Source organism: Micromonospora sp. R311 (assembly GCF_056780015.1).
Genome location: NZ_JBSWCE010000023.1, coordinates 55,976 through 79,559, shown reverse-complemented (window position 1 = coordinate 79,559; position 23,584 = coordinate 55,976). Strand labels below are relative to the sequence as shown.

General features: G+C 74.1%; 23 protein-coding genes and 2 pseudogenes. 10 read left to right on the top strand and 15 right to left on the bottom strand.

All coding sequences use genetic code 11. The annotated features are described in order from the left end of the window. Positions 1-65: 65 nt before the first annotated feature. Together AC1WTP_RS20370 and AC1WTP_RS20365 are read left to right on the top strand one after the other, a co-directional pair. Positions 66-791: a tyrosine-protein phosphatase gene (locus AC1WTP_RS20370; RefSeq protein WP_481650846.1), complete on the top strand. Its 726-nt coding sequence runs from the start codon at positions 66-68 to the stop codon at positions 789-791. A gap of 153 nt (positions 792-944) precedes the next feature. Further along, complete coding sequence (locus tag AC1WTP_RS20365) at positions 945-1,463, top strand: N-acetyltransferase family protein (protein WP_481650845.1); 519 nt, start codon at positions 945-947, stop codon at positions 1,461-1,463. Positions 1,464-1,512: 49 nt separating this feature from the next. On the opposite strand, the gene AC1WTP_RS20360 is transcribed toward AC1WTP_RS20365, so the two are convergent. Together AC1WTP_RS20360 and AC1WTP_RS20355 are read right to left on the bottom strand one after the other, a co-directional pair. Further along, positions 1,513-2,700 (bottom strand): lycopene cyclase family protein, encoded by a 1,188-nt coding sequence (locus AC1WTP_RS20360; protein ID WP_481650844.1) that lies wholly within the window; start codon positions 2,698-2,700, stop codon positions 1,513-1,515. 208 nt (positions 2,701-2,908) lie between these two features. Then, on the bottom strand, positions 2,909-3,442 hold the full coding sequence (locus tag AC1WTP_RS20355) for a GNAT family N-acetyltransferase (RefSeq protein ID WP_481650843.1): 534 nt from the start codon (positions 3,440-3,442) through the stop codon (positions 2,909-2,911). A gap of 132 nt (positions 3,443-3,574) precedes the next feature. On the opposite strand from AC1WTP_RS20355, the gene AC1WTP_RS20350 reads away from it, so the two are divergent. Further along, a complete protein-coding gene (locus AC1WTP_RS20350; protein WP_481650842.1) occupies positions 3,575-4,414 on the top strand; it encodes an ArsR/SmtB family transcription factor in 840 nt (279 codons plus the stop codon). A gap of 85 nt (positions 4,415-4,499) precedes the next feature. Here AC1WTP_RS20350 and AC1WTP_RS20345 read toward each other — a convergent pair whose 3' ends face one another. Continuing rightward, positions 4,500-6,677, bottom strand: coding sequence for an MMPL family transporter (locus tag AC1WTP_RS20345; protein WP_481650841.1), 2,178 nt, complete (start codon positions 6,675-6,677; stop codon positions 4,500-4,502). A gap of 163 nt (positions 6,678-6,840) precedes the next feature. Here AC1WTP_RS20345 and AC1WTP_RS20340 point away from each other — a divergent pair, with 163 nt between their 5' ends. From AC1WTP_RS20340 to AC1WTP_RS20315, 6 genes are all read left to right on the top strand, one after another. Continuing rightward, the gene (locus tag AC1WTP_RS20340) at positions 6,841-8,013 is read left to right on the top strand and encodes a sensor histidine kinase (RefSeq protein WP_481650840.1); all 1,173 of its coding nucleotides are present in this window, start codon (positions 6,841-6,843) and stop codon (positions 8,011-8,013) included. 38 nt (positions 8,014-8,051) lie between these two features. After that, positions 8,052-8,687, top strand: coding sequence for a response regulator (locus AC1WTP_RS20335; protein ID WP_481650903.1), 636 nt, complete (start codon positions 8,052-8,054; stop codon positions 8,685-8,687). 254 nt (positions 8,688-8,941) lie between these two features. After that, positions 8,942-9,427: a hypothetical protein gene (locus AC1WTP_RS20330; protein WP_481650839.1), complete on the top strand. Its 486-nt coding sequence runs from the start codon at positions 8,942-8,944 to the stop codon at positions 9,425-9,427. An 89-nt stretch (positions 9,428-9,516) separates the two neighbouring features. Further along, complete coding sequence (locus AC1WTP_RS20325; protein WP_481650838.1) at positions 9,517-10,137, top strand: class F sortase; 621 nt, start codon at positions 9,517-9,519, stop codon at positions 10,135-10,137. Positions 10,138-10,224: 87 nt separating this feature from the next. Next, the gene (locus AC1WTP_RS20320) at positions 10,225-11,331 is read left to right on the top strand and encodes a magnesium and cobalt transport protein CorA (RefSeq protein WP_481650837.1); all 1,107 of its coding nucleotides are present in this window, start codon (positions 10,225-10,227) and stop codon (positions 11,329-11,331) included. Positions 11,332-11,487: 156 nt separating this feature from the next. Beyond that, entirely contained in the window at positions 11,488-12,255 is a 768-nt protein-coding gene (locus AC1WTP_RS20315; protein WP_481650902.1) for an SGNH/GDSL hydrolase family protein, read from the top strand. Between the two features lie 75 nt (positions 12,256-12,330). Here the strand turns inward: AC1WTP_RS20315 and AC1WTP_RS20310 are convergent, their stop codons facing one another. The 4 genes and pseudogenes from AC1WTP_RS20310 to AC1WTP_RS20295 form a co-directional block, all read right to left on the bottom strand. Continuing rightward, positions 12,331-12,945, bottom strand: a complete 615-nt coding sequence (locus AC1WTP_RS20310; RefSeq protein ID WP_481650836.1) for a DsbA family protein — start codon at positions 12,943-12,945, stop codon at positions 12,331-12,333. A gap of 259 nt (positions 12,946-13,204) precedes the next feature. Continuing rightward, positions 13,205-13,942, bottom strand: a pseudogene (locus tag AC1WTP_RS20305) (M28 family peptidase); the annotation flags it as partial. 90 nt (positions 13,943-14,032) lie between these two features. Continuing rightward, positions 14,033-14,344 (bottom strand): annotated as a pseudogene (locus tag AC1WTP_RS20300) (PA domain-containing protein); the annotation flags it as partial. A 451-nt stretch (positions 14,345-14,795) separates the two neighbouring features. Then, positions 14,796-15,374, bottom strand: coding sequence for a hypothetical protein (locus AC1WTP_RS20295; protein ID WP_481650835.1), 579 nt, complete (start codon positions 15,372-15,374; stop codon positions 14,796-14,798). Between the two features lie 98 nt (positions 15,375-15,472). Here AC1WTP_RS20295 and AC1WTP_RS20290 point away from each other — a divergent pair, with 98 nt between their 5' ends. Continuing rightward, entirely contained in the window at positions 15,473-15,889 is a 417-nt protein-coding gene (locus tag AC1WTP_RS20290) for a YchJ family protein (RefSeq protein WP_481650834.1), read from the top strand. Positions 15,890-15,899: 10 nt separating this feature from the next. Here the strand turns inward: AC1WTP_RS20290 and AC1WTP_RS20285 are convergent, their stop codons facing one another. The 8 genes from AC1WTP_RS20285 to AC1WTP_RS20250 all read right to left on the bottom strand — a co-directional run bounded on the left by AC1WTP_RS20285 (position 15,900) and on the right by AC1WTP_RS20250 (position 23,573). Then, complete coding sequence (locus AC1WTP_RS20285) at positions 15,900-16,448, bottom strand: gluconokinase (protein ID WP_481650833.1); 549 nt, start codon at positions 16,446-16,448, stop codon at positions 15,900-15,902. After that, on the bottom strand, positions 16,438-17,775 hold the full coding sequence (gene manD / locus AC1WTP_RS20280) for a D-mannonate dehydratase ManD (protein WP_481650901.1): 1,338 nt from the start codon (positions 17,773-17,775) through the stop codon (positions 16,438-16,440). Before manD ends, AC1WTP_RS20285 begins: the two co-directional genes overlap by 11 nt. Continuing rightward, entirely contained in the window at positions 17,703-18,653 is a 951-nt protein-coding gene (locus AC1WTP_RS20275) for a sugar kinase (RefSeq protein WP_481650832.1), read from the bottom strand. The genes manD and AC1WTP_RS20275 overlap by 73 nt, the downstream gene beginning before the upstream one ends. After that, on the bottom strand, positions 18,653-19,288 hold the full coding sequence (locus AC1WTP_RS20270) for a bifunctional 4-hydroxy-2-oxoglutarate aldolase/2-dehydro-3-deoxy-phosphogluconate aldolase (RefSeq protein ID WP_481650831.1): 636 nt from the start codon (positions 19,286-19,288) through the stop codon (positions 18,653-18,655). The genes AC1WTP_RS20275 and AC1WTP_RS20270 overlap by 1 nt, the downstream gene beginning before the upstream one ends. A 4-nt stretch (positions 19,289-19,292) precedes the next feature. Further along, positions 19,293-20,441, bottom strand: a complete 1,149-nt coding sequence (dgoD, locus tag AC1WTP_RS20265; protein WP_481650830.1) for a galactonate dehydratase — start codon at positions 20,439-20,441, stop codon at positions 19,293-19,295. Positions 20,442-20,445: 4 nt separating this feature from the next. Continuing rightward, positions 20,446-21,261 (bottom strand): carbohydrate ABC transporter permease, encoded by an 816-nt coding sequence (locus AC1WTP_RS20260; protein ID WP_481650829.1) that lies wholly within the window; start codon positions 21,259-21,261, stop codon positions 20,446-20,448. Then, a complete protein-coding gene (locus tag AC1WTP_RS20255; protein ID WP_481650828.1) occupies positions 21,258-22,205 on the bottom strand; it encodes a carbohydrate ABC transporter permease in 948 nt (315 codons plus the stop codon). The genes AC1WTP_RS20260 and AC1WTP_RS20255 overlap by 4 nt, the downstream gene beginning before the upstream one ends. 78 nt (positions 22,206-22,283) lie before the next feature. Then, on the bottom strand, positions 22,284-23,573 hold the full coding sequence (locus AC1WTP_RS20250) for an ABC transporter substrate-binding protein (protein WP_481650827.1): 1,290 nt from the start codon (positions 23,571-23,573) through the stop codon (positions 22,284-22,286). Positions 23,574-23,584 lie beyond the last annotated feature (11 nt).

Sequence of the window (23,584 nt, the reverse complement as noted above, 5' to 3'; positions counted from 1 at the left end):
GGTGCGGGCGTCCGCCCGGGTGGTCGGGGCGTCCGCCACGCCGCTCGGCGGATAGGGTCGGGCCGGTGGAACGGCACATCAGCTTCGAGCGGCTGCACAACTTCCGGGACCTTGGCGGCTACCGGTCCGACGACGGCCGCACCGTGCGGTGGGGTCTGCTCTACCGGTCGGACTCGCTGGGCAAGCTGGCCGGCGCGGACGTGGACCGGTTCCGGGAACTCGGCGTGCGTACGGTGATCGACCTGCGCTACCCGTGGGAGATCGAGGCCCGCGGCCGGGCGCCGCACCACGACGGCCTGGTCTGGCACAACCTCAGCATCGAGCACCGCCCCTACGACCAGGCCACCATCGACCCGGCCGTCGACCCGTGGCGCTACCTCGCCGACCGCTACGCCGAGGTGGCCGAGGACGGGGCCGCCGAGCTGCGGACGGCACTCGAGGTGATCGCCGAGGCCGAGGGGCCGCTGGTCTTCCACTGCACCTCGGGCAAGGACCGCACCGGCCTGCTCGCCGCGCTGCTGCTCACCCTGCTCGGCGTCGACGAGGAGCAGATCACCACGGACTTCGCGCTGACCGAGCTGGCCACCGAGCGGCTGGTCGCCGACTGGCGGGCCGCCCACCCCGGACGCACGCTGGTCTGGCCCGGCTACGGCCGCGCCCCGGCCGAGATCATCCAGCTCGTCCTGGCCGACCTGCGGGCGAGGTACGGCTCGGTGCACGGCTACGTGACCGACCGGCTCGGCGTGTCCGAGAAGACGATCACCCAGCTTCGCGACCGGCTGCTGGCCTGACACCGGGGCCGGGCGGCACGGCCGCCGCTGGAAAAGGCGTGCCCGCGGCGGGGCCGGTCTGGCAGGGTGGATCACCGTGACCGGGATCGGGGACGGCCGGCGGGCCGAGGTGAGCAGGACCGTCGAGGAGGTCAGCGCGGTGGCGGCCGACCGATGATCGACGGGGCGCAGCTGAGCGGCCGGGCGGTGATCCGGCCGGCCGGGCCGGGCGACGTCGACGTGCTGCACCGGTTCATCGTGGAGTTGGCCGAGGCGGAGGACTTCCCGGGGGAGGTCAGCGCCGAGCCGGCGGACGTGGCCCGGGCGCTGTTCGGGCCGCGTCCGGTGGCGGAGGCGGTGGTCGCGACCGTCGACGACGAGCCGGTCGGCTTCGCGCTGTTCTATCCCACCTACAGCACCGTGCTCGGCCGTCCCGGCATGCACCTTGAGGACCTGTACGTGCGGCCGGAGCAGCGCGGCGGCGGGCTCGGCCGGGCACTGCTCGCCCACCTGGCCGCACTGGCCGTGGCGCGGGGCTGCGCCCGGCTGGAATGGTGGGTGCTGCGCACCAACGACCCGGCGCTGCGGTTCTACCGCCGGCTGCGGGCCCGGTCGCTGGACGAGATCGACGTGCTGCGCCTCGACGGCGAGTCGCTGCGCGAGCTGGCCGCCGACGGCGCGCCGCCGGGCTGAGCGCGGCCGCCGGGCTGAGCGCGGGCCAGCCGTCGAGGACCCGTGCCGGTCACCGGCCAGGAGTGAGCCGGTCGCGGAGCCGGTGGGCGGCGTCGCCCGCGGTGGCGGCCACCATCGGCGACAGCCGGGTGGAGCGCATCACCGCCAACTCCTCGGCCGGGCCGGTGGCGCCGTCGAGGAAACGCAGCACCCGCTCGGCGGGGTTGCGGTCGAAGAGCCGGTCGAAGAACTCCGGCCCCCTCACCCCGCCCCGGTCCAGCGCGCGCAGCGCGACCGCGTCCATCCACAGGTGTCGTCGGGGGTACGCCGGCGCCGGCACCGGCGGCCGCCCGGCGGCCAGGGCGCGGGCGACCTGGTCGGCCTGCCGGCGCATGGCCGAGAAGGTGAAGCCGGTGGAGGGACGGGTCGCCCCGCCGGCCGTGCCGAGCCGGACCACCCGGGGCGACGGGCGGGCGTCGAACGGCCCGTCGGTCATCGGGATCACCCCGCTCTCCACCTCCCGCACGGTCAGCCGGGCCGGGTCGAGGCCGAGCAGGTCGCGGTAGCCGGCCAGCGCCGCGTCGTAGCCGGCGTCGGTGAGCGGCGCGGGCGAGAACTCGGTGTACTCCACAAGGGCGTAACGGTCGCTCACCGGCAGCACGTAGCCGAACGAGACACCCCGGGCCGGCTGCGGGGTGCGGAAGTCCATCAGGACCGCCCGCCCGGCGTCGAACACCGGGGTGTCCGACGCCAGCCACCAGCCCCGGAAGTGCTGGAGCCAGTTGGTGCGCCCGGGCCGGCGCGGCGGGCGGGGCCGGGAGTCCAGCACCCACGACGCCCGCACGACGGGAGCACCGCCGGCCCGGACGACCACCCGCTCGCCGTCGTCGTCGAGACCGTCGGCGGCGGCCACGATCCGGGTCGCGCCGAGGCGCCGCTCGGCCTCGGCCGCCCGGTCGTAGACCGGGCCGGAGCGGAGCATGGCGTACCGCAGCGGGGCGAGGTCGAGCACCCGCCGGCGCTGCGCGGTGACCACCTCGACCTGCCGCCAGCTCGCGCTCAGCACCGGGTCGAGGTCGTTGCCCGGGCGGTCCCAGAACGCCCAGGTGCGGTCCTGGCCGCGCCGGTGCACCGGGTCGACCACGGCGACCCGCAGGTCGGGCACCCCGTGCCGGTCGAGCGCGGCGAGCACCAGGGACGCGGCGCCGCCGCCGCCGACGAGGGCGAGGTCGACGTCGACCGGCGCGGAGGTGTTCACCCGGTCACGGTGTCACACCGCTCCCCGGGCCCGTTCGTTGGTCGCCGTGACAGGCGCGCTCGCCGCGCGGGCGGGCGTCGAGGCGCCGTTCCTGTTCAACGGGGCGGGTCCGCCCCCCCGCCTGCCTGGTCACGGCGCGCCAACCTACCAGGGGGCGTTACCGCCGACCCTCGCTTTTCCGCTGGGCGTAACGCCGGCCGCGCCCCGCTCAGCGGTCGGCGCGCTTGCGGTAGAGCACGTTGCGGCGCAGCGGGCCGGCGGGGACCTCCGGGTCGTCGAAGTCGTCGGCCGGGTCGGTGGTCATGCCGAGCCGCCGCATCACCGCCTGCGAGCGCAGGTTGGTGGCCGTGGTGACGGCGAGGATCTCGGGCAGCCCGACGGTGTCGAAGCCGTACGCCAGCACGGCGCGGGCCGCCTCGGTGGCGTAGCCGTGCCCCCAGGCGGCGCGGGCGAGCCGCCAGCCCGCCTCGACCCCGGTGAACGGCAGCCCCGGGTCGACCTGGTCGAGCCCGGCGAAGCCGACGAACTCGCCGGTGTCGCGGACCTCGACCGCCCAGAAGCCGTAGCCGTCGCGCTCCAGGTCGGCCTGGAACCGGCGGGCCGAGGCGGTGGCCTGCTCCGGGGTGAGCAGCGGGCCGAGGTGCTCGCGGACCTCGGGGTCGGCGTTCATCGCGGCCCAGGGCGCGAGGTCGGTCTCCCGCCAGTCGCGCAGCAGCAGCCGCCGGGTTCTGATCTCCGTCACCGGGCGACCCTAGCCGGCCGGCGTACTGGCGACCGAACGGTATTCGGCCGGCTGGCCGACCGGGTGGACATGCAGCCGTTCGGCTGCCTATAGTGACAGGCAACCAAACGGGTGCATATGCGGGGTGACGAGGTGGACGAGGTGTTCCGGGCGCTGGCCGATGCCAGCCGCCGCCGGCTGCTCGACGACCTCAACCTGCGCAACGGGCAGAGCCTGCGCGAACTGTGCGCCGGGCTCGCGATGACCCGGCAGTCGGTCAGCAAGCACCTGGCGGTCCTGGAAGCGGCCAACCTGGTGACCACCGTGCGCCGCGGCCGGGAGAAGCTGCACTACCTCAACCCGGCGCCGATCAACGCCATCGCCGACCGGTGGATCAACCGGTACGACCGGCAGCGGGTCCACGCCCTCGCCGACCTGCAGACAGCATTGGAGCGGGAGTCCATGCAGAGTCCGACGTTCGTCTACACGACCTACATCAGCACCACGCCGCAGCGGCTCTGGGCCGCGTTGACCGAGCCGGCGTTCACCCGCCGCTACTGGGGCGGCGTGGCGCTGCGGTCCGACTGGCAGGTGGGCTCCCCCGTGCTGTGGCAGGACGCCCCGGGCGGCGAGTTCCGGGACCTCGGCCAGCGGGTGCTGGCCGCCGAGCCGTACCGCCTGCTCAGCTACAGCTGGCACGGCTTCCAGCCGGAGCACGCCGCGCACTTCGGCTGGTCCGACGAGGAGCTCGCCGCCCGCCTCGGCGAGCGGCGCTCCAAGGTGACCTTCGAGATCACCCCGCACGGCGAGGCCGTCCGGTTGACCGTGGTGCACGACGACTTCTCCCCGGACAGCGAGATGCACCGGGCGATCAGCGGGCAGCTCGACGGCAGTGGCGGCTGGCCCGAGCTGCTGGCCAGCCTGAAGACCCTGCTGGAGACCGGCGAGCCGCTGCCCGAGCCGGCTCCGGAACCCGCCGCGCCCGGCAGCTGAGCCGCCGCCGGCTCCGGCGCGGCCCCCGCCGCGTCGACGCCGGCCGCGGGAGGTGGTGCCGGACGCACCGCCTCCCGGCGGCGACTCAGCGGTGTTCGAGGGCGAGCCGGGGCAGCCGCCGGGCCAGCCAGGCGGGCAGCCACCAGGCCCGCCGGCCGAACAGCTGCATCACGGCCGGCACGATCAGGCAGCGGATGACCAGCGCGTCGACCAGCACCGCCACGGCCAGCCCGAGGCCGAACTGCTTGAGCATCCGGCCGGGATCGAACAGGAACGAGCCGAACACCACCACCATGATCGCCGCGGCCGCGGTGATGATCCGACCGGTGGTCGCCATCCCGTGCCGCACGGCGGCCGGGGCGTCGTGGTGCTGCTCCCAGTGCTCGTGCATCCGGGCGAGCAGGAAGATCTCGTAGTCCATGGACAGCCCGAACGCGATCGCGAAGATCAGCACCGGCACGAACGCCTCGATCGGGCCGGGCTGGACGCCGAGCGCCCCGGCGAGGACGCCGTGTTGGAAGACCAGGGTGATCGCGCCGAGGGACGCGGCGACGCTGAGCAGGTTGAGCAGCGCGGCCTTGAGCGGGATCAGCAGCGAGCGGAACACCAGCACCAGCAGCAGCGTGGACAGTCCGACGACCACCAGGACGAAGAGCGGCAGCCGGTCCGCCACCGCGGTCGAGAAGTCCACGGTCGCGGCGGTGGTGCCGCCGACCAGGAAGCTCACCCCCGGACCGCCCAGCCCGGGCAGCACCTCGCGGCGCAGCCGGTCGACCAGTTGCTCGGTGCGGGCGTCCTGCGGCTTGGCGTCGGGGATGACGATCATGGTAGCGACCCGGCCGTCCGGGGTCGGCGCGGGCGGGACGACGGTGGCGACGCCGGCCGTGGCGGCCAGCGTCGGGCGGGCCGCCTCGGCCACGGCCCGCGCGTCCCGGCCCGGTGCGGCGCTGGCGTCGACCACCACGACCAGCGGTCCGTTGAAGCCGGGTCCGAACCCCTCGGCCAGCAGGTCGTACGCCTGCCGGCTGGTGCGCGACGGCGCGCCGTTGCCCGGGTCGGCGATGCCCAGCCGCAGGTCCAGCACCGGCACGGCCAGGGCCAGCAGGGCACCGACCGCGACCACGGTGGACACCCAGGGGTGCCGCTGCACCAGGGCGGACCAGGCCGTCCAGCGGGACGCCTCGCCGCGGCCCCGGGCGGCGCGCCGGCGCACCGTCCGCTCGATCCGCGGTCCCATGATGCCGAGCAGCGCGGGCAGCAGCACCAGCGCCGCGGCCATGGTGGCCGCCACCGTCACCGCCACGGCGACCGCCACGCCCTGCAACGAGCCCAGGCCGAGCACCACCAGGCCGAGCAGGGCCAGGATCACCGTCGTGCCGGCGAACAGGACGGTCCGGCCGGCGGTGTCCACCGCCCGGCGCCCGGCCTGCTCGGGGCGCGCGCCGGCGAGCAGTTCCGCGCGGTAGCGGGAGAAGAGCAGCAGCGCGTAGTCGATGCCGACACCGAGCCCGACCAGGGCCATCAGCGGGGTGGTGTAGTCGGCGACGGTCGCGACGTGGGAGGCGAGCAGGACCAGCCCCATCGCGGTGCCGACGGCGAAGACGGCGATGATGACCGGCAGGCTGGCGGCGAGCACCGACCCGAAGAGGACGACGAGGATGACCAGCGCGGCGAGCAGGCCGATGCCCTCCGCCGGCCCGCCGCCGCCCTCCTCCACACCGACCACCGCGTCGCCGCCGACCTCCACGCGCAGCCCGGCGCCGGCGCCGGCGCGCGCGGTGTCGACGAGTCGCCGGACGTCCGCGGCCGGCACGTCCCCGGCCTGCCCGGTGAGGGTGACGGTGGCGTAGCCGACCGTCCGGTCGGCGGAGAGCGCACCGGGATCGGCGTACGGGTCACGGGCCTCGGCGACCGAGGGCAGAGCGCGCACCCGGTCGAGCAGGTCCCCGACCCGGGCCCGGGTCGCCGGTCGCTCCAGCCCCGCCGGGTCGGCCAGCACGATCTGCACGCCGGCGTTCGCCGCCACCGGCGCCCGCTCGCGCAGCGTGTCCAGGGCCCGCTGCGACTCGGTGCCGGGCAGCGAGACGTCGTTGCGGTAGTTGGCGCCGACGAGTTGCGCGCCGACCGTGACCGCGATCAGGGTCACCAGCCAGGCGAGCACCGCCCACCAGCGGTGCCGGTGCGCCCAGCCGGCCAGTCGCTCGAATCGGCTCGCGCTCGGGGTGGTCGGGGGCGCGCTCTGCGCCGGACTCGGCTGGACCATCGCGGTGACGACCTCCTGCGGTGACGGGTGCCGCCGACGCTAGGAGCGCCGGGCGGCACGCGACGACGCCCCGCGTGGTGATCTCCGCGTACCCCCGGGGAGGGAGACGGATGCTCCCGGCGGGGGATCCGGCGGCCGGGACAGCCCGGCTAACCTCGGGGTCGTGACCCGTCGTGACCAGGCCGTGGACGCCGGCGTGACGGTGTCCGTGCTCGCCGTGTCCCTGCTCGTCCTGGTCCTCGACGGCTTCGGCACGCCGTCACCGGACGCGACCACCCTGGACGCCACCGGCGTCGCGCTGGTCACCGCGGCGTGCCTGCCGCTGCTGGCCCGCCGCCGGGCGCCGCTGCTGGCCTACCTCGGCACCGCCGTCGGCACCGCCGCCCTGCTGGTCCTGCACTACCCGCTGGACTTCCCGTTCAGCTGCGTCGTCGCGGTGTACACGCTGGCCGCGGCGTACGGCGGCGACCGGCGGGCCGGCCGGCGCTGGGCGGCCCGCGTCGCGGTCGGGGCGTTCGTCCCGGTGGCCGCCAGCGGGTACGCCGCGGCCGGCCTGCGGGGCCACGGCGTGGTGTCCGGCATCGGCGCCTGGGCGTTGACGTTCGCGGGCGCCTGGCTGGCCGGTGAGTTGTCCCGGGTACGGCGGGAGCGGATCGCCGAACTGGAGGAGCAGGCCTCCCGCGCCGCCCGGGAGGTCGAACGCGAGCGCCGGCTGGCGGTGGCCGAGGAGCGCACCCGGATCGCGCGGGAGCTGCACGACTCCGCCGGCCACGCGGTCAACGTGATCCTGGTGCAGGCCGGCGCGGCCCGGTTGACGCACGCCCGGGACCCGCAGCGGTCGCTGCGCGCCATCGCCACCGTGGAGGAGGTGGCCCGGAGCACCATCGTCGAGATGGAGCGGCTGGTGCGGGCGCTGCGCGACGACGACACGGCCGAGGCCGTGCCGGCCGATCCCGGTGCGTTGGCGGAGCTGGTGGACCGGCACCGGGTGGACGGGCTGCGCATCGACGCCCACCTGCACGGCCCGGACCGGCCGCTGCCGCGCAGCGTCTCCTGGGCCGCCTACCGGATCCTGCAGGAGTCGCTGACCAACGCCGCCCGGCACGGATCCGGCACCGCGCGGGTCGCCGTGGACTTCCGGGCGGACGCGGTGGAGATCGCGGTGAGCAATCCCGCCCCGGCGGCGCCGGCCGATGCCGCCGTCCGGGGGCGGCGGCACGGCATCGTGGGCATGCGGGAGCGGGCCACCCTGCTGGGCGGGACGCTGGAGACGGTCACGGAGCGGGGCGTGTTCCGGCTGCGGGCCCGCCTGCCGTACGACGGGTCGGGCCGGTGACCCCGCTGCGGCTGCTGCTGGTCGACGACGACGACCTGATGCGCGCCGGCCTGCGGGCGGTGTTGTCGGTCGACGACGGCATCGAGGTGGTCGGCGAGGCCGCCGACGGCCGGCAGGCGGTCGAGCGGAGCCGGGCGCTCGAACCGGACGTGGTGCTGATGGACGTGCGGATGCCCCGGATGGACGGGGTGCGCGCGACCCGGGAGATCGTGGCGGCCGGTGGTCGGGCCCGGGTGCTCGTGCTGACCACCTTCGAGGACGACGACTACGTCTTCGGCGCGCTGCGCGCCGGGGCGTCCGGCTTCGTGCTCAAACGCACCCGGCCGGAACAGCTCATCGCCGGCATCCACACCGTGGCCGCCGGTGAGGCCCTGCTCTCCCCCGCCGTGACCCGTACGGTGATCAGCCGGATGGTCGACCACGAGGCGCCGGTCGACCCGGCGCTGCGCCGCCGGCTGGGTGAGCTGACCCCGCGGGAGCGGGACGTGCTGGAGCTGGTGGCCCGCGGCCTGTCGAACGCCGAGATCGCCACCGTGCTGGTGATCGAGGAGTCGACGGTGAAGACCCACGTCAAGCGGATCCTGGCGAAGCTGGGGCTCCGCGACCGGGTGCAGGCCGTGGTGCTCTGCTACGAGACCGGGCTGGTCCGCCCCGGCCAGGGCCGTCCCGGCTGAGCCGACGCCGGGCGTACGCCCCGAACGGGGTGCAACACGGCTTTCCTCGCGGGCGTCGCGGTCGCGCGTGCCGGGCCTGACCTGCGGCTTCCGCCGCCGTGGGGGGGGACACGTGACGGCAACGAAGATTTCTCATTTTCACCGGATCGAGGCCCCAACCCTCCTAGTGTTGGGCACACCGGTGCTAGTCACGGAGTTGGCCACCCGAACGACGTCCCACGCAGTCAGCGGACGAAATGTGAGGGAAGACGCGCATGAAGGCAAAGACAGTTCTCGTATCGGCGGCGGTGGGCGTAGGTCTCGGCACGCTGCTGCTCCCGGGCGCCGCGCTGGCCGACACCATCGTGTCACCGGCCACCACCCCGGTCGGCGGGACGGTCGTGCTCACCGCGACGACCTGCAACCCGAGGTCCGGCGACGCGATCTTCCGCGTCACCGGCCCGAACCGCGACATCAACGTCCGGTCCACCACGGCCGCGGCCGGCGGCGGCCTGAGCGCCGAACTCTTCACCGCCGGATTCACCCTGGGCACCTACACGGTGACCGCGACCTGCGGCGACGGAACCGCGGCCGGCAGCGCCACCTTCACCGTCACGCCGATCGGCGGCGCCCCGGCCGGTGGCGGCGGTGACACGGACGGAACCGGTTCGCTCGCCGCCGGCGCGACCCTGCTCGGCACCGCTCTCGGGGGCGCCCTGATCCTGGCCCGCCGCCGGCGCCATCCCGCCGCCGTCGCCTGACCGGCGACCCGACACACCATCCCAGGGACGGGTGCCCGCACCGACGCCGGTGCGGGCACCCCGACCCGACCGGGCACGGAGGTGCAGACGTGTGGTGGCGCAGGCCGGGGCCGACCGCCGCGACGGTGGGGCTGGTGGGCACGGCGGGGCTCGGCCTGATCGCGGCCGGGCTGACCGCCGCGCCGCCCCGACCGCCGCAGCCGGACGCCGCGGACGCGCCGGTCGCCGTCCGTCCCGCGCCGAGCCTGCCGCCGCTGCCCCGCGCCGACCCCGTCCGGGTCGAGGTGCCGGCCATCGGCGTACGGGCCGAGGTGGTGCCCGTCGCCGCCGACGCCGCCGGGGCGCTGGAGGTCCCGCCGCTGGACCGGCCCGCCCTGGCCGGCTGGTACTCCCTCGGCGTCAGCCCGGGCGAGAACGGCAACGCGGTGGTCGTCGGGCACGTGGACTCCCCCAGCGGCCCGGCCGTCTTCTTCGACCTGGGCCGGCTGCGCCGGGGCGACGCCGTGCGGGTCACCCGGGCCGACGCCAGCGTGGCGACCTTCACCGTGGACGGCGTCGCGGCGTACCCGAAGCAGGGCTTCCCCTCCGACCTCGTCTACGGCCCGAACCCGGCGGCCGGGCTGCGCCTGGTCACCTGCGGCGGCCGGTTCGACGAACGCAGCGGCCACTACGTCGACAACGTCGTCGTCTTCGCCACCCGCACGGGCTGACCGGGCGAGGCGTCGGAGGCCGGACAGGGCCGCGTCCGTGATCCGCGTACGGTGTCGGGTCAGTGCCCCGGCGACGCGGAGGTGGACGTGGACGAGCGACCCGTACGGACCCGGATGCGGCTGCCGGGGCTGGTGACCCGGTTGCTCGGCCGGCCGGCCGCCGAGGCCGTCCCGGCGCCGCGCCGGCGGGTCAACCCGGACGCGGTGGTGGACTGCGCCGTCTACGTCAACGGGCGCCGCGAGCCGGGCCGGCCGCACTACGCCGACGCGTACGACCGGGTCCGGCGCGGCCGCAACGCCTTCGTCTGGCTCGGCCTGCACGACCCGGGCGCGGCGGTGATGGCGGCGGTCGGCCGCACGTTCGGGCTCGACGAGTTGACCGTCGCGCAGGCGCTCGCCGACGGCCACCGCCCCACGGTGCAGCGGCACGGCGAGGTCACCCTGCTGGTGCTGCGCACCGCCGGCTACGTCGAGCACCACGAGCTGACCGACACCTCCGAGGTGATCGACACCGGGGACGTGATGGTCTTCCTCGGTGACCGGTTCGTCATCACCGTCCGGCACGGCGCCTCCGGGGCGCTGACCCCGGTGCGGGAGGAGATCCAGGGCCGGCCGGCGGTGCTGGCCGAGGGCCCCTGGGCGGTGGCGTACGCGGTCTGCTCGCGGATGGTCGACCTCTACCTGGAGGTGGCCGGGCACGTCGAGCGGGACCTGGAACGGGCCGAGGAGACCGTCTTCGCCCGGGACCGGTCCGTCGACATCCAGCACCTCTACCAGCTCAAGCGGGAGGTGGTGGAGTTCAAGCGGGCGGTGCTGCCGCTGCAGGCGCCGCTGCGCTCGCTGCTCGACCAGCGGCCGGACGGCCCGCCCCGCGGGCTGCACCGGTGGTTCGTCGACGTCGACGGCCGGCTGGCCCGGGCCGTGGACCGGGTCGGCGCCTACGACGACCTGCTCACCTCGATCGTGCAGTCCCGGCTGACGCAGCTGACGGTGGAACAGAACAACGACATGCGCAAGATCGCCGCGTGGGCGGCCATCGCCGCCACCCAGACCGGCATCGCCGGCATCTACGGCATGAACTTCGCCAACATGCCGGAGCTGGGCTGGCGTTACGGATACTTCGCCGCGCTCGGTCTGATGGCGGCGGTCGCGTTCACTCTGCACCGCCTGTTCCGCCGCTCCGGCTGGCTCTGAGCCGTCACCGCCGCAACCATCATGATCGTCTGCTGGCCAGCAGGTGACGACGGGCCTCCTGCCCCTGCCTGACAGCAGACGATCACGAGGGGCGCCGCGTCCGCTGTCCCCCGCGGCGGTGGACCCGGCGGCCCGGCCGCTACCCTCGGCCCCGTGATGTGGCGGCGGTACGTGGCGATCGGCGACAGCACCACCGAGGGGCTGGACGATCCCGACGGCGGCGGGGGCTACCGGGGCTGGGCCGACCGGTTCGCCTTGGCGGTGGCCCGCGCACAGGGCGGGTTGGAATATGCGAACCTGGCCGTCCGGGGCCGCACCGCGGCCCGGATCCGGGCCGAGCAGCTGCCCGTCGCGCTCGACCTCGCGCCGGACCTGGCCACCGTGGTGGCCGGCATGAACGACGTGCTGCGCCCGTCCTTCGACGCCGACCGGGTGGCCGCGGAGGTCGAGGCGATGCAGCGGGCCCTGGTCGGGCAGGGCGCGACCGTGCTGACCTTCACGCTGCCCGACCCGGTGCCGGTGATGCCGGTGGCCCGCCCGCTGCGCGGCCGGATGCTCGCGCTCAACGCGGCGCTGCGCGCGGCCACCGCGCGGACCGGGGCCACCCTGGTGGACCTCGGTGCGCACCCGGTCGCCTCGGATCCCCGGCTGTGGAGCGACGACCGGCTGCACGCCAACAGCGCCGGGCACGAGCGGATCGCCGCGGCGCTGGCGCACACGGTCGGGCTGCCCGGCGCCGACGACAGCTGGTCGCAGCCGCTGGCCGCCGCGCCGCGCCAGGGCCGCCACGAGGTGGTCCGCGCCGAACTGGCGTGGACCCGCCGGCACCTGTTGCCGTGGCTGGCCCGCCACCTGCGCGGCCGGTCCTCCGGCGACGGCCGGGTCGCCAAGCGCCCGGTGCCGCTGCCGGTCGAGCTGCCCTGACCGGTTCCCGCCGCCCCGGCCCGCGGACCGGCGCCCGATCCCTGTCCGCGGGCGGAACGGGGCACCGGCCAGCCGTCAGCGCTCGATCGGCGGGCGGGTACGGGCGCGCTTGAGCTCGAAGAAGCCGTCGGTGCCGGCGACCGCGAGCACCCCGTCCCAGAGCCGGCCGGCCGCCTCGCCGTGCGGCGCCGGGGCGACGACCGGGCCGAAGAAGGCGGTCCGGTGACCGCCCGCGGTGACGTGGATGGTGGGGGTGCCGAGGTCCTCGCCGACCGGCTCCAGGCCGGCGTGGTGGCTGGCCAGCAGCGCCTCGTCGTGGTCGGTGGACTCCGCGGCGTCGGCGAGTTCGACCGCCAGCCCCACCTCGGCCAGCGCCGCCCGGTACAGCTCCGGACCGATCGGGGCGCGCGCGTGGTGGATCCGGTTGCCGAGCGCCGTGTAGAGGTCGCGCAGCACCTGGTTGCCGTACTTCTGCTCGGCGGCGACGGCCACCCGCACCGGGCCCATGCCCGGCTTGAGCCACTCCCGGTACCACTCCTCCAGCCCGTCGCGCCCCTCGTTGAGCACGGACAGGCTCATCACGTGGAACCGCACGGTGACCGCCCGGACCCGTTCCACCTCCAGCAACCAGCGGGAGGCGTTCCAGGCCCACGGGCAGCGCGGGTCGAACCACATGTCGGCGGTCGTCATGGTGGGTGTTCCAGCCCTTCCGGTCGGGTCGATCGCTGTCCCCCACCATCCCGGCCGGATTGGCCCCATGACAGAGCCGATCCACCTCCCGTTTCCTGGTCCAATCGTGCTGACCGGCAGCCGGGCCGGGCCCGCCGTGCGGCGGGCCCGGCCCGGCGCGGACTCACCCCGTCGGCTCACCGTGCGCGTCGGCGCCGCGCCCGGCACCGTGCGACCGGCCCGGGGCGCGGGGCTCCCCGTTGACCGCCGAGGTGTCGTACGCGAACGTGAGCACCGCGGTGGCGACCGCGTCGCTGTTCACGTCGAGCGCGTAGGTGTTCACGTTGCCGTGCAGGTCGTACTCGGCGTCGAGCGTCGCGTACAGCGCGGCGTCGGCGCCGTCGGCCACCGGGGTGCGGCTGTCGCAGGCCTGGTGGTAGCAGGGGTCGTAGGAGGCCCCGGCCACCCCGCCGAACAACTCCGCCTCGGCCGCGGTCTTGCGGCCCTCCGCCCCGGTGAAGAGGCCACCGGCCGGGATGTCGACCCCGGCGGCGATGAACGGGCCGTAGTCGGAGCGGCCGGTGAAGTCCGCCGGCACGGTGGGCAGCCCGCGGGCGGCGTAGAACGCCTCGAAGACGTCCTCGATCTCCGCCGAGCCGGCCGGGCCCGGGCCGGCGCCCGCGCCGGCCGAGTCGTCGCCGTCGTAGACGCCGAACATGTAGTTCGGCGAACCGACCATGTCGAAGTTGAGGTAGAGGGCGATGTCGGCCCGCTGCGCGGGGCTGAGCGTGTTGACGTAGTGGGTCGAGCCGAGCAGGTTCCGCTCCTCGGCGCCCCACCAGGCGAACCGCACCGCGTTGTTCGGCCTCACCTTCGCCATCCGCAACGCCACCTCGAGGATCGCGGCGCTGCCGGTGCCGTTGTCGTTGACACCCGGCCCCTCCGGCACCGAGTCCAGGTGCGCCCCGGCCATCACCACGTTGTCGGTGCGGCCGTGCCGGGACTGGGCGATGACGTTCTCGGTGCGGCGCATCTCCGATTCGGTGTCCGCGGTGATCCGGACGACCAGGCCGGCGGTGCCGGCGAATTCCACGCCCCGGAAGTACGAGACCGAGACGACGGGGATCGGCACCGGCGCGCTGAGCGTGCCGGAGAAGAGCGCGAACCGGTCCGGGTTGGCCTCCGGCGTACCGTCGCCCTGGTTCATCATGATCGCGCCGACCGCGCCGGCCGCCGCGGCGTTGTTCGCCTTGACCCCGAACCCGCAGCCGCCGCGCTGGATCAGGGCGATCCTGCCGGTCAGTTGGAGGCCGGCGAAGTCGGCGGCCTCGCAGCCGGAGGTGGACGCGGCCGCGTCGGCCAGGTTGAGGTCCACCGCGACGACCGGGCCCTCCACCGTGCCCGGGCCGGAGTACGTCATCAGGTCGTAGTCGGTGCCGGAGACGTACGTCGTCGGGTTCGGCGCGACCCGGGCGAACGACGAGCCGTACTCCTCGTAGTAGGCGAAGTCGAAGGGCTGTCGGGTCACCTGGTAGCCGGCCCGGGTCAGCAGCCCCGCCACGTAGTCGGCGCTGGCCGTGTAGCCCGGGGTGCCGGAGGCGCGGGTGCCGCCGTGGGCGTCGGCGATGGCCTGGAAGGCGTCGAGATGGCGCACCACGCCGTGCAGCGTGACCGCCTTGGTGAGTTTCCGGACGGAGTTGTTGGTGGGCTCGGCCTGGACGGGGCCGGCCAGGGCGATGGATCCGACGACCACGCCGGCGGTGACGCCGGCGAGCGCCTTGCGGAGTGACACCACGGTGTGCCGCACCTCCTCGAAGGGGAAACCGGCGTATCGGCCTCGTCACGCCGGGTGTCTGGAATGTAGACGCCGGTCACTGCCGGTGGAAGGGCCCACCCGTACCGTCGCGGTGGGCCGGACGCCCGAGGGCGTTTGGCGGCCGGGGCCCCGGGAAGACCGTGCGCGCCGGACGGGTCGTCGGCCCGCGCCGGCCGGTCAGCACGGGTCCCGCCCTGGACAGGGCGGGCAGGGCGGATCCGCGAGGAGGGACGATGGCGGCCAGATCCACCGGTGGTACCAGCAGAGCGACCGGCGGGCCCCACGGGGGCCCGCTGCCCCGGAAGGCGGCGGCGAAGAAGGTCGCGGCGGCCACGAAGCGGGCGACCGGGGCGAGCACGGCCAAGACGCCGGGCGGGAAGCCCACGTCGACCTCGGCTCGGGTCGCGCGGAAGAAGGACACCTCGGCCACCGCGGCCCCCACCCGCCGGCCCCGGGTGTCGGCGACGGCCGCGAAGGCGCCCGGCACCACGGCGGCGGCGAAGGCTCCCGGCACCAAGGCGGCGGCCAAGAAGGCGCCCGCGAAGAAGGCGGTGGCGAGCCGTTCCCGCGCCACGACGACCGCGCCGGCGAAGAAGACGACCGGGCGGAAGGCGACGATGGAGTCCTTCGGCACCCGACGCGGCGCCCGCCGGACCACCGGCTGACCGCCGCCGACCCGCGGGCCGCCGGACCGACCGGGGGTACGGCCCGGCGGTGGGCCAGAATGGGCCCGTGCCACGACGCCACATCCGCCGGAGCCCGGCTCCCGGCCCGGCCGGGCCGTGCCCGTGCGGCACCGGCCGGCCGTACGCCGACTGCTGCGGCCCGCTGCACCGGGGCGGGACGGCGGCGACCGCCGAGGCGTTGATGCGCTCCCGGTTCACCGCGTTCGCCCTCGGCGACGCCGCTTACCTGCTGGGCAGCTGGCACTCCTCGACCCGGCCCGCGCGGCTGGACCTCGACCCGGGGCAGCGCTGGACCCGGCTCGAGGTGGTCGGCACCGACCGTGGCGGGCTCTTCGACACGGCCGGGACCGTCGAGTTCCGCGCCCACTACCGGGCGGGCGGGCGGCCCGGGACGCTGACCGAGCGCAGCCGTTTCGTCCGCGAGGACGGTCGCTGGGTCTACCTCGACGCGCTGCCCGGCTGACGCCGGCCGGTCACTCGGCCACCCGGGGCAGCCCGAGCTTGCCGACCGCCGCCTCGACCAGTTCCTCCGGCGTCAGCGACACGTCGAGCACCAGGACCGACTCGTCCGGGTCGGGCTGCTCCAGGGTGGCCAGCTGCGACTCCAGCAGGCTCGCCGGCATGTAGTGCCCGGCCCGGCGGGTCATCCGGTCGCGGATCACCTCGGCCGACCCGTCCAGGTGCACGAACTCCACGCCCGGAGCGCCCTGCCGGAGCAGGTCGCGGTAGGAGCGCCTGAGCGCCGAGCAGGCCAGCACCGTGGAGACGCCCTCGGCGGCGCGGGCCGCCATCCACCCGGCCAGGTCACGCAGCCAGGGCAGGCGGGCGGCGTCGTCCAGCGGCTCGCCGGCCGCCATCCGGGCCACGTTGGCCGGCGAGTGGAACTCGTCCGCCTCGGCGAAGGTCAGTCCGGTACGGGCGGCGATGCCCCGGGCCACTGTCGTCTTGCCGGCCCCGGACACCCCCATCACCACCACGTGCCGCGTCGGGCCGGCCGGGGCCGGCCGCTGCTCACCAGTCATGGACCGTGCCGTCCTTGAGCCGGTTGAACGGCAGGTAGGCCGGCACGTACGGGAACTTCGCGGCGGCCGCCTCGTCGAGTTCCACGCCGAGCCCGGGCTGCTCGCCCGGGTGCAGGTACCCGTCGGTGAAGGTGAAGGACTGCCGGAACACCTCGTTGGTGAGCGACCCGTGCCGCATGTACTCCTGGATGCCGAAGTTGTGGATGGCCAGGTCCAGGTGCAGCGCGGCGGCCATGCCCACCGGCGAGATGTCGGTGGGTCCGTGGATGCCGGACTTGATCTGGTACTGCGCGGCGAAGTCGAGCAGCTTGCGCATGGCGGTGATGCCGCCGGTGTGGGTCACCGCGGACCGGACGTAGTCGATGAGCTGCTCACGGATCAGGGTCTGGTAGTCCCACACCGTGTTGAAGACCTCGCCGATGGCCAGCGGCGTGGTGGTGTGCTGGCGGACCAGTCGCAGCGCCTCCTGGTTCTCCGCCGGGGTGCAGTCCTCCAGCCAGAACAGGTCGTACGGCTCCAGCGCCTTGCCGAGCTTGGCCGCCTGGATGGGGGTCATCCGGTGGTGGCCGTCGTGCAGCAGCGGCAGCTCCGGGCCGAACTCGTTGCGGACCGCCTCGAAGACGCCGGGCAGGTGGCGCAGGTACGCCCGGGTGTCCCAGTCCTCCTCGGCCGGCAGCGGGATGCGCTGCGCCGGCTCGTAGTCGTAGCGCTTGCCGTCGGCGCTGGGCTGGGCGGCCACGCCGTAGACGGCGTTGATACCGGGCACGGAGGTCTGCACCCGGATGGAGCGGTAGCCCTCGTCCAGGTGCCGGCGGATCGAGTCGAACAGCTCCGGCAGGTCGCGGCCGGAGGCGTGGCCGTACGCCATGATGCCGGTGCGGGACGCGCCGCCGAGCAGCTGGTAGAGCGGCATCCCGGCGGCCTTGGCCTTGATGTCCCACAGCGCCACGTCGACCGCCGCGATGGCCGCCATGGTGACCGGCCCCCGCCGCCAGTACGCCGAGCGGTACAGGAACTGCCAGGTGTCCTCGATGCGGTGCGGGTCCCGCCCGATCAACAGCGCGGCGACGTGGTCGCGCAGGTACGAGGCGACGGCCAGCTCGCGTCCGTTGAGCGTGCCGTCACCCAGGCCGGTGATGCCCTCGTCGGTGGTGATCTTCAGGGTGACGAAGTTGCGGTCCGGACTCGAGACGATCACGTCCGCTGCGACGATCTTCACGGGGTGCCTTTCTTCGGTTCGTGGTGCGGCGACGGCTAGCGCAGGACGCTGCCCGTCTCGTGGCCGTCGAGTAGGGACAGTTCGGCGCGGCGCGGCAGGCCCTCGCAGTCGCCCCGGGTGGAGACCGCGAAGGCGCCGAGGGTGGCCGCCCGGCGCAGCCGTCCGGCCAGGTCGAGCCCGTCGAACCAGCCGGACAGGTAACCCGCGGTGAACGCGTCCCCGGCGCCGACGGGGTCGACGGCGGTCACGGTCAGGATTCCGACGTCCTCGACCCCGTCCGGTGTGTACGCCCGGGCGCCGTCCGCGCCCAGCTTGACCAGGACGGTGTGCACACCCCGCCGGAACAGCTCCGCCACGACGGTGGACTCGTCGGCCCCCGGGTCACCGACGAGGTCGAGTTCGTCGGCGGAGGCGATGACGATGTCGGCGTACCCGGCCAGCGGGGTGAGCACCTCGCGGGCCCGCTCCCGGGACCAGAGCCGGGCGCGGTAGTTGACGTCGAGGCAGACCGGGATCCCGGCCGCGGCGGCGGCCTCGGCCGCCCACCGGGTGGCCTCCCGGGCGGTGTCGGACAGCGCCGGGGTGATCCCGGTCAGGTGCAGCATCCGGGCGCCGGCGGCCAGCGGAGCCCGCAGGTCGTCGACGCGCAGCGCGGACCCGGCCGACCCGGAGCGGTAGTACTGCACCCGGGTCAGGTCGGCGCTGCGCTGCTCCAGGAACATCAGCCCGGTCGACCGGGCGTCCCGGGCGACGGCGTCCACCCCGACGCCCTCGGCGCGCAACTGCCGCAGCGTGTACTCGCCGAACTCGTCGGTGCTCACCCGGCCGACCCAGGTGGCCCGGTGCCCGAGCCGGGCCACCCCCACCGCCACGTTGGACTCGGCGCCGGCCAGGTGCATGCTCAGCGGCCCCCCGCCGGCGAGCGGGCCGGCCGAGCGCAGCGACACCATCGCCTCGCCGAAGGTGAGCAGATCCGGCGCGGTCATCAGCGCGCCGCCCCGTTCACCGCGGCGAGGTAGGTGCGGGCCCGCTCCCGCAGGGCGGCCACGTCGCCGCCGGAGGCGGCGTCGCCGACCAGCGGCCCGCCGACGCCGACCGCGATCGCGCCGGCCTTCAGGTAGCCGGGCACGTCGTCCAGGCCCACGCCGCCGACCGCGACGAACGGGATGTCCGGGAACGGGTCGCGCACCGCCTTCAGGTACGCCGCGCCGCCGACCGACACCGGGAAGAGCTTGACCGCCGACGCGCCCATCCGCATCGCGGTGTACGCCTCGGTCGGGGTGAACGCCCCGGCCGCGACCGGGATGCCGCGGCGGGCGGCCTCGGCGATCGACTCGACCACGGCCGGCGTGACCACGAACTGCGCGCCGGCGGCGGCCACGTCGGCGACGTCGGCGGCGGTGAGCACCGTGCCGGCGCCGACCAGGGACCCGGCGGGCGCGGCCGCGCGCAGCGCCTCCACGGCCCGCAGCGCGTCCGGCGTGGTGAGAGCCACCTCGACGATGCGTACGCCCTCCTGCAGCAGGGCGGTGCCGGCGGCGATCGCGCCGGCGGTGTCGGTGCCGCGGATGACCGCGAGGATGCGGGCGGCGGTGAGTTCGGCGGTGAGGTTGACAGTCATGTGATCACCATTCCGCATAGGAGCCGTCGCGGTGCCGCCAGGTGGGGCTGCGCCAGGCGTGCCCGCGCTTGTCCGCCGTCCGCACCGCGTGTTCGTCGATCTCGATGCCCAGGCCGGGCGCCGTGAGCCGTTCCACGTACCCGTCGACGAAGGTCAGCGGGGTCTTGTCGAGGCAGTAGTCGAGCACCTCGGCGCCGAGGTTGTAGTGGATGCCGATGCTCTGTTCCTGGATCAGGTAGTTCGGCGTGGCGAAGCCGACCTGCAGGCAGGCCGCCAGCGCGATCGGCCCGAGCGGGCAGTGCGGGGCGAGCTGCGCGTCGTACACCTCGGCCAGTGCGGCGATCTTGCGGACCTCGGTGATGCCGCCGGCGTGCGAGAGGTCCGGCTGGGCGACAGCGATGCCGGCCTGCAGCACCGGCAGGAACTCCTGCCGGTTGTAGAGCCGCTCGCCGGTCGACACCGGCGTGGTGGTGGCCCGGACGAACTCGCCGATCAGGTGCGAGTTCTCCGGGACCACCGGCTCCTCGAGGAAGAAGGGCCGGAAGGGTTCCAGCAGCGGGGCGACCCGGCGGGCGGTGGCGAGGCTGAACCGGCCGTGGAAGTCGACCGCCACGTCGCGCTCGTCGCCGAGCACCTCGCGGGCGGCGGCCACCCGCCGGACCACACCGTCGAGTTCGGCGACCGAGGCGACCGGGCTCATCCGTCCCGAGGCGTTCATCTTCACCGCGGTCAGGCCCGTCTCGACGGCGGCGCTGATCTGGTCGCGGACCTCGGCGGGCTCGTCGCCGCCGACCCAGCCGTAGACCCGGATCCGGTCCCGGACCGGGCCGCCGAGCAGCTGGTGCACGGGCGCGCCGAAGTGCTTGCCGGCGATGTCCCACAGCGCCTGGTCGAGCCCGGCGACGGCGCTGGCCAGGATCGGCCCGCCCCGGTAGAACGAGCCCTTCGTCATCACCTGCCAGTGGTCCTCGATGCGCAGCGCGTCCTTGCCGATCAGCAGCTCGCTGAGCTGCTCGACGGCGGTGCGGACGGTCTCGGAGCGGCCCTCGCAGGTCGCCTCGCCCCAGCCGACGGTCCCGTCGGTGGTCTCCACCCGGACGAAGAGCCAGCGGGGCGCGACGAGGAAGGTCTCCACCCGGGCGATCGTGGTCATGGCGTCAGCCCTTCGTGGCGCCGGCGGTGAGGCCGGAGACGATGTACTTCTGCACGAACAGGGCGATCACCATGATCGGCACTGTGACCACCGTGGCCGCCGCCATCAGGCCGCCCCAGTCGATGCTGGCGTAGCCGACGAAGTCGAAGATCGCCACCGGCAGCGTCTTGGTGTCGGCGCCGGAGAGCACCAGGGCGAACATGAAGTTGTTCCAGGAGAAGATGAACGACAGGATGCCGGCGGTGGCGATGCCGGGCACCGACAGCGGGAGGGTGATCCGCCGGAACGCGCCGATGTGGGTCAGCCCGTCGACGAGCGCCGCCTCCTCCAACTCGCCCGGCAGGCCGTCGAAGTAGCCCATCATGATGTAGACGATCAACGGCAGCGAGACGAACATGTGGCTGAGGATCAGCACGGTGTAGCCGCCGACCATCTGCAGGTTCGAGAAGACGTAGTACCAGGGCACCAGCAGCGAGACGCCGGGGATGACCCGCGCCATGAGCACGACGAGCGCGGACTTCTTCATGCTGAACCGGCTCATCGAGTACGCGGCGGGCACCCCGAGGATCAGCGACAGCACGGTGGCCGCGAACGCCACCCAGAGGCTGTTGCCGATGAACTGGACGTAGTTCGCCCGCTCCAGCACGGTGCTGTAGTTGTCCAGGGTGGGCGAGAAGGCGAACGCCTTGCTGGCGTCGTAGATGTCGACGTTGGTCTTGAGCGACGCGGCGATCATCCAGAGCAGCGGCGCGATCAGCGAGGCCACCACGACGACGAGGGCCACCGCCCGGAAGACCTTGAACGGCCTGCTCGGCTTCATCGTTCCAGCCCCTTCTTGCGGTAGGTCAGGGCCCACATCACCCCGATGATGATCAGGAAGAAGATGATCAGGACCGTCGACGAGACGCCGTAGTCGTTGTAGTCGAAGCTCAGGCCGTAGGCGTAGACGTTGAGCGTCTCCACCTCGTGGAACGACCCGCCGCCGCGGCCCTTGGTGGCGTAGAGGATGTCGAAGGTCTTCAGCGCGTCGATGCCGCGCAGCAGGATCGCGACGATCACGGTGGGCATCAGCAGCGGCAGGGTGACGTGCCGGAACCGCTGCCAGGTGCTGGCGCCGTCGATCAGCGCCGCCTCCTGGGGCTCGTCGGAGAGCGACGTCAGCCCGGCCAGCAGGATCAGCACGACCATCGGCGTCCACTGCCAGATGTCGATGAACATCGTCGTCGGCAGGGCCGAGTTCTGCCCGGAGAGCCAGGGCTGCGGGCCGATGCCGACCCAGCTGAGCACCTGGTTGGCCATGCCGATGTTGGGGTCGAAGATCAGCCGCCACATCATGCCGACCGCGACCGGGGTGGCCACCAGCGGCAGCAGGATCGCGACCCGGACCCACTTCTCACCGCGGAACGGCCGCCAGAGCAGCAGGGCGATCGCCATGCCGAGGACGACCTCGACGAGGAGCACGACGCCGGTGAAGAGGACGGTGCGCCACACCGCCGGCCAGAACCGGTCGGTGTCGGAGAGCACGTCCAGGTAGTTCTGGAACCCGATGAACTCGCTCTCGGCGCGGACCGAGCCCTCGGCGTCGGTGAGGCTGAGATACCCGGTCCACGCCACCGGGAAGATGATCAGCACGGCGACGAACGCCATGGCGGGTGCCGCGAAGAGCCACTTGCGGTGCTGGTTGGCCCACCGCGACCAGGCCGAATCCGGGGACGCCGGACGGGCCTCGGACGATCTGGTGACTGGGGTGGTGACGGTCGACATCGATGTCTCCGGGTTCTCAGGGCCAGGGTCCCGGCGCGGGGTGGCGGGGCCGGTCGGCTCCGCCACCCCGCGGACGGCTTACTTCGCCTCGTCGTCGAGGAACTTCTGGAACTGCTCGTTCGCCGCGTCCGCCGAGGCGGCCGCGTCCTTGCCGGTGATCGCGTCGACGATCGGCTGGCCGACGATCTCGCGCGCCTGGGCGACCCTCACGACCAGCGGGCGGTCGTGGCCGATGCCGTTGGCGGTGCTGACCTGGGTGGCCTCGGCCAGGTCCTTCGGGTAGGTCGCGGTGCCCTCCGGGTTGGCCCAGACGGAGGCGCGGGCGCCGGGGACGCCGGCCTTCTGCTGCGCCAGCGACTGCTCCTTGCCGGCCGCCCACTGGATGAACTTCCAGGCGTTGTCCTTGTTCTTCGACGCGTCGTTCACGCCGAGCGCCCAGGACGGGACGTTGTACGGCTTCGAGCCGGCCGGGCCGGCCGGGAAGGTGGCGAAGCCGACGGTGTCGGAGACCTTCGACTTGGCCGGGTCGGTGGCGTTCTTGTAGAGCGAGTTGGCCTCGGTGTAGAAGGCCGCCTTGCCCTGGGTGAAGATCGCCATCGCCTCGGACCAGCTCATGTCGGTGCTGATGTTCTCCGGGCCGTGCTCGCGCAGCAGGCCGCCGTAGTAGGCGTACGCCTGCTTGGCCTGCTCGGTGTTGACCGAGGCCTTGCCGCTGGCGTCGACGAAGTCACCGCCGAAGCTGTACAGGAAGCTGGAGAACTGGGTGACCGCGGCCGACTTGCCGGTCCGGGCCACGAAGCCGGCGACGCCCGGGTTGTCCGCCTCGACCTTCGCCGCCTGCGCCTTGAGCTCGTCGAGGGTCTTCGGCGGGGCGGTGAAGCCGGACTTCTCCAGCAGGTCCTTGCGGTAGTAGAGGACCTCCTGCTCGGTGATGATCGGTACGCCGACCACCTTGTCCTCGTACGAGGTGGCCTGCACCGGGCCGGCCTGGAAGTCGCTGAACTCGAACGCGCTGTCCGACTTGGCCTTGTCGGTCAGGTCGGCGAGGTACTTGTTCTTGGCGAACAGCTTCCCCTCCTGCAGCGGCCGGTACATCATCACGTCCAGGTCGCTGGACCCGGCGTTCAACTTGACGTTGTACTGGTCGGAGAGCTGGTCCTCGCCGAGCTGGGTCACCTCGACCTTGAGGCCGGTCTGCTTCTCGAACTCCGGCAGGGCCTTCTTGATGTTCTCGGTCCAGACGTGGTTCACCAGCGTCACGCGCAGGGTGTTCGACCCGCTGCCGCCGTCCTCGCCGCCGCCGCAGGCGGCCAGCCCCATGGCGGCGACCACGGCCAGAGAAGTGCCGATTATCGATCGACGTCGCACGCTTGTCTCTC

Bases quoted from the DNA above. Each gene is read 5' to 3' on its own strand.
- AC1WTP_RS20285 (WP_481650833.1), bottom strand. From the start codon at position 16,448: ATGACTGGTGAGCAGCGGCCGGCCCCGGCCGGCCCGACGCGGCACGTG.
- AC1WTP_RS20275 (WP_481650832.1), bottom strand. From the start codon at position 18,653: ATGACCGCGCCGGATCTGCTCACCTTCGGCGAGGCGATGGTGTCGCTG.
- AC1WTP_RS20270 (WP_481650831.1), bottom strand. From the start codon at position 19,288: ATGACTGTCAACCTCACCGCCGAACTCACCGCCGCCCGCATCCTCGCG.
- AC1WTP_RS20310 (WP_481650836.1), bottom strand. From the start codon at position 12,945: ATGACGACCGCCGACATGTGGTTCGACCCGCGCTGCCCGTGGGCCTGG.
- AC1WTP_RS20330 (WP_481650839.1), top strand. From the start codon at position 8,942: ATGAAGGCAAAGACAGTTCTCGTATCGGCGGCGGTGGGCGTAGGTCTC.
- AC1WTP_RS20315 (WP_481650902.1), top strand. From the start codon at position 11,488: ATGTGGCGGCGGTACGTGGCGATCGGCGACAGCACCACCGAGGGGCTG.
- AC1WTP_RS20365 (WP_481650845.1), top strand. From the start codon at position 945: ATGATCGACGGGGCGCAGCTGAGCGGCCGGGCGGTGATCCGGCCGGCC.
- AC1WTP_RS20255 (WP_481650828.1), bottom strand. From the start codon at position 22,205: ATGTCGACCGTCACCACCCCAGTCACCAGATCGTCCGAGGCCCGTCCG.
- AC1WTP_RS20335 (WP_481650903.1), top strand. From the start codon at position 8,052: ATGCGCGCCGGCCTGCGGGCGGTGTTGTCGGTCGACGACGGCATCGAG.
- AC1WTP_RS20260 (WP_481650829.1), bottom strand. From the start codon at position 21,261: ATGAAGCCGAGCAGGCCGTTCAAGGTCTTCCGGGCGGTGGCCCTCGTC.
- dgoD (WP_481650830.1), bottom strand. From the start codon at position 20,441: ATGACCACGATCGCCCGGGTGGAGACCTTCCTCGTCGCGCCCCGCTGG.
- AC1WTP_RS20345 (WP_481650841.1), bottom strand. From the start codon at position 6,677: ATGGTCCAGCCGAGTCCGGCGCAGAGCGCGCCCCCGACCACCCCGAGC.